This window comes from Mesorhizobium sp. M7A.F.Ca.CA.002.15.2.1 (assembly GCF_003998715.1).
GTDB lineage: Bacteria > Pseudomonadota > Alphaproteobacteria > Rhizobiales > Rhizobiaceae > Mesorhizobium > Mesorhizobium ciceri.
This window is the reverse complement of the sequence record NZ_RZPI01000451.1, coordinates 1-4,769: the sequence shown is the minus strand read 5'-3', so window position 1 is coordinate 4,769 and position 4,769 is coordinate 1. Positions and strand designations below refer to the sequence as shown.

Genomic DNA, 4,769 nt, shown 5'->3' with positions numbered 1-4,769 from the left:
TTTCGGTCTTCAACCCAACAACGGTTTCCGCATGACCGAAATGGCCTGGATCAGCTCCGCGATCAGCGCCGCCCGCCCGCAGGCGATGGGCGCGCTGCTGCGTTATTTCCGCGATCTCGATACGGCGGAGGAAGCTTTCCAGGACGCGTGCCTCAGGGCGTTGAAGAACTGGCCGCAGAACGGGCCGCCGCGCGACCCGGCGGCCTGGCTGATCTTCGTCGGCCGCAACAGCGGCATCGATGCGGTGCGCAAGCGCGCCAAGCAGGCGCCGATGCCGGATGAAGACCAGGTTTCCGATCTGGAAGACGCCGAGAGCGATATCGCCGAGCGGCTGGACGGGGCGCACTACCGCGACGACATATTGCGGCTGCTGTTCATCTGCTGCCATCCCGATCTGCCGGCAACGCAGCAGATCGCGGTGGCGCTGCGCATCGTCTCCGGTCTCACCGTCAAGCAGATCGCGCGCGCCTTCCTGGTTGGCGAAAGCGCCATGGAGCAGCGCATCACTCGCGCCAAGGCGCGCATTGCGGACGCCGGCGTGCCGTTCGAGACGCCTGGCGCGGTCGAGCGCTCGGAACGGCTCGCCGCCGTCGCCGCCATGGTCTACCTGGTCTTCAACGAGGGCTATTCGACCAACAGCGGCGAGGCGCCGGCCCGCGCGCCGCTGTGCGAGGAGGCGATCCGGCTGGCACGGCTGTTGCTGCGGCTGTTCCAGACGGAGCCGGAGATCATGGGGCTGACGGCGCTGTTGCTTCTGCAGCATGCGCGCGCACCGGCCCGTTTCGACGAGAGCGGCGAGATCGTGCTGCTCGAAGACCAGGATCGCAGCCTGTGGAGCCGCAAGATGATCGATGAGGGGCTGGCACTGGTCGACAAGGCGCTGCGCCATCGCAAGCCCGGCCCTTACCAGGTGCAGGCGGCGATTGCCGCGCTGCATGCGCGGGCCGAAAAGGCCGAGGATACGGACTGGAACGAGATCGACCTGCTCTACCGCTTGCTGGAGCAGATGCAGCCGTCGCCGGTGGTCACGCTCAACCGGGCCGTCGCGGTCTCGAAGGTGCGTGGACCGGGGGAGGCGCTGGCCATGATCGAGCCGCTGGAAGAACGGCTTTCCGGCTATTTCCACTTTTTCGGGCTCAAGGGGGGCCTCTTGATGCAGCTCGACCGGGGCGACGAGGCGCGCGTCGCCTTCGACCGCGCCATAGCGCTTGCGAACACGGCGGCAGAGGCTGCCCATATCCGCATGCATATCGACCGGTTGATCAAGGACGGTGCGGTGCGCCCGCCGGCGAAAAAGGCAAACTGAGCGTCACCTCCCCATCTGGCTCAATCGTGTAGTTTGGGCTTGGACCATGCCGGGGTGGCGATTTTCCCCTGAAACGAGTAATGCCACGCCATGACTGCGCCTGAAGTGCCTTTCGGCACACGGGCGACACGGCGAAGGCTTAACCCAGCGCCATATGATGGCGACGGGATCTGAAAGGGACAAGAATGACGATAGGCAAGGAAACGACCGAACTGCTGGCGAAACTGGGCGTGGCCAAGGAAGCGCTCGTCGGCGGCGACCTGATCGTGCGCAGCCCGGTGACGGGCGAGCAGATCGCGGCGCTGAAGACGATCTCGCCGGCTGACGCGGCCAAGGTGATCGATGCCGCGCACAAGGCCTTCCAGGCCTGGCGCATGGTGCCGGGCCCGCGGCGTGGCGAACTGGTGCGGCTGCTCGGCGAGGAACTGCGCGCGCACAAGGCCGAGCTTGGCCGGCTGGTGTCGATCGAGGTCGGCAAGATCCCGTCCGAGGGGCTCGGCGAAGTGCAGGAGATGATCGACATCTGCGATTTCGCCGTAGGCCTCTCCCGGCAATTGTACGGCCTGACCATCGCCACCGAGCGCCCGGGCCATCGGATGATGGAAACCTGGCATCCGCTCGGCGTCGTCGGCGTCATTTCCGCCTTCAATTTCCCGGTCGCGGTGTGGTCCTGGAATGCCGCCCTGGCGCTGGTCTGCGGCGACGCGGTGGTGTGGAAGCCGTCGGAAAAGACGCCGCTGACCGCACTTGCCTGCGAGGCCATCTTCAAGCGTGCGGTCAAGCGCTTCGGCGCGGACGCACCTGATGGCCTGGCGCCGGTGCTGATCGGCGACCGCGCCGTCGGCGAGATCCTGGTCGATCACCCCAAAGTGCCGTTGGTTTCGGCGACCGGCTCGACCCGCATGGGCCGCGACGTCGGCCCGCGGCTGGCCAAGCGCTTTGCCCGCGCAGTGCTCGAACTCGGTGGCAACAATGCCGGCATCGTCTGCCCGAGCGCCGATCTCGACATGGCGCTGCGCGCGATTGCCTTTGGAGCGATGGGCACGGCCGGCCAGCGCTGCACGACGCTGCGGCGCCTGTTCGTGCATGACAGCGTCTACGACGCCCTGGTTCCGCGCCTCAAGAAGGCTTACGAGAGTGTGTCTGTCGGCAATCCGCTGGAGACCTCCTCGCTGGTCGGGCCACTGATCGACAAGGCGGCATACGAGGCCATGCAGAAGGCGCTGAAGGAAGCCGCCGCCCATGGCGGCAAGGTGACCGGCGGCACGCGGGTCGAGAACGGGCACCCGGATGCCTATTACGTGCACCCGGCGCTGGTCGAGATGCCCAAGCAGGTGGCCCCTGTCACGGAAGAGACCTTCGCGCCGATCCTCTATGTGATGAAATATTCGGATTTCGACGCCGTGCTCGACGAGCACAATGCCGTGGGCGCAGGCCTGTCGTCGTCGATCTTCACCCGCGACCTGCAGGAATCCGAGCGTTTCCTGGGTGTCGACGGATCGGATTGCGGCATTGCCAATGTCAACATCGGTACGTCGGGCGCCGAGATCGGCGGTGCCTTTGGCGGCGAAAAGGAAACCGGCGGCGGCCGCGAGAGCGGCTCCGACGCATGGAAGGCCTATATGCGGCGCGCCACCAACACGGTGAACTATTCCAAGGCGCTGCCGCTCGCCCAGGGCGTGTCGTTCGACATCGACTGAGAACTTCGGGATTTTGATCGCCCGCATTGAAAGGCATCCCCGTTACGGGGATGCCGCACCGATCAGCTTCCAGCCGGCGGAAAACAGGCATTGAAAGCGGTGTCGACGATGGCCAGTTTGGCCGCCTGGACTGTCATGTATTCCTGGTAGAATGTATTCGACACCCACATCACCGAATGGCCGCGCTGGCCGAGCCAGCCGATGCTGCCGAGATTCTCGGCAGCGCGCAGCTTGCGGGCCAGATGGGTCCGCGAGAGCTTGAGCCATTTGGCGAAATCTCCGATCGAAACCACGCTGGTCGGAATCTGGTCCAGGCCGGCGTGATCGGGGTCGATGCCCGACATCAGCCAGTCCATGACGATGCCGCCATTGTTGAGCCAGATGAACAGCGAAAAGGTCTGGTTGGGTTCGCGCACCGGCTTGGAGGCAAGCAGGCCGTCCGCCACCAGAGGCTGCAGCCCGGCAACCATCTCGGGGTGTTCGAGGAACCTGGCCAAGCGGTCAGCGCCGTCGAGGCGATCCAGCGTCCGCAGATGGGCAAGGACCCAGCCGGTAAAGGTCTGCACGGTTGCCGCCGTCGGCTGCAAAGGGTGCGTACGGCCGTCGCCACCCGACACATACTCGGCGATGTGGTAGTGCAGCATCTCCTTGATGAAAGCGTCCGCCGTGTTGCGGCTGGCGACCGCATGCTGGTGCACGAACTCGATGAACCGCGATACCGTCAGTTCCTTGCGGCGGTCGTGCGGATCGCGCCTGAAATGCATGGCGAGGCCGACATGACCCATTAGCCAACGCTGCTGCGTGGCGAAAATGGAAGCCAGGCGAGGGCTCTCCTCATAGATTCGGATCAGCGCCAGGGACTGTTCCTGAACGTAGCGATGCAACGCCGGATGGCCGGCAATATCTTCCAATTTCAGCGCCATCCTCCTGGTGTTCCGGTTCAACTCCAAAAGCCGAGTTGCGCTCCACATTTTTCAGCCTTCCACGGCTGTGTCCAGAGGCACCAAATGCGAAGAGCAAGCCCAACCCGAACACGGGTCGGGCAACGACCGGTCCATGGTGGGATCGGCTAGCCGATTGCCATGCCCTGGGAAGCGCGCCGGTGATCTGCGGCTTGACGAGGATGGTGGAGAGTGAGTTACCGGGCCAAGCGCAATCGCGACAAGATCAGCCAGGTAATCCAGCTGCGCGAACCGCGCCGCGCGTCAGTCGTCTGCAAGGCGTTTCCAACTGGTCCATGGCGGCATCTCTCGCCCCCCAATACGCGACCAACCGGCCGGCTTTCGCCGGCTGGTTGGTACGGATCGGGATCAGCCGCAGACGCGAACCTCTTCGATCACCCTGTGGTGGTGGCGCCAGTGCTTGACCAGTTCGATATGGCAGCGATGATGCCTGTGGTGGCGGCGATATTCGCCGTACCGGTATTCGCCATCGTCATACTGAACGTTCCGGTCGCCATCATACTGATTGTCGTAATAGCGATCCCGGTGGTGACGGCGAATAACGATCCCACTGTCGGAATCGTCGTCCGGCAAATATCGATCGTCGTCGGACTGGATGGTCACGCTTGCCGCTCGCGTCGGCGCAGTGATCGCCGCTGTCGCGGCCAATGCCAACAGGGAAGCCAGAATCAACTTCTTCATCTCGTCCTCCTACACGTTCAAGACATGGTAACTCGCGGAAGAACTGGGCGTTCCGACTAATTTTACACTCTTTGCGACGCGGGAGACATCAAGGCGTTATCGTCCACCCGCTCCAGGCGC

The 4,769-nt window shown here is 64.2% G+C and carries 4 protein-coding genes; 2 read left to right on the top strand and 2 right to left on the bottom strand.

Features of this window, described 5'->3' with window-relative positions:
- The first annotated feature begins 31 nt into the window (after positions 1-31).
- Both ENZ74_RS22385 and ENZ74_RS22380 read left to right on the top strand, forming a co-directional pair.
- Complete coding sequence (locus ENZ74_RS22385) at positions 32-1,306, top strand: RNA polymerase sigma factor (protein WP_024502666.1); 1,275 nt, start codon at positions 32-34, stop codon at positions 1,304-1,306.
- Between the two features lie 185 nt (positions 1,307-1,491).
- A complete protein-coding gene (locus ENZ74_RS22380; protein WP_027161453.1) occupies positions 1,492-3,006 on the top strand; it encodes an aldehyde dehydrogenase family protein in 1,515 nt (504 codons plus the stop codon).
- A 62-nt stretch (positions 3,007-3,068) separates the two neighbouring features.
- Here the strand turns inward: ENZ74_RS22380 and ENZ74_RS22375 are convergent, their stop codons facing one another.
- Both ENZ74_RS22375 and ENZ74_RS22370 read right to left on the bottom strand, forming a co-directional pair.
- A complete protein-coding gene (locus ENZ74_RS22375; protein WP_024502664.1) occupies positions 3,069-3,929 on the bottom strand; it encodes a hypothetical protein in 861 nt (286 codons plus the stop codon).
- A gap of 387 nt (positions 3,930-4,316) precedes the next feature.
- A complete protein-coding gene (locus ENZ74_RS22370) occupies positions 4,317-4,649 on the bottom strand; it encodes a hypothetical protein (RefSeq protein ID WP_063168906.1) in 333 nt (110 codons plus the stop codon).
- Between the last annotated feature and the right edge of the window lie 120 nt (positions 4,650-4,769).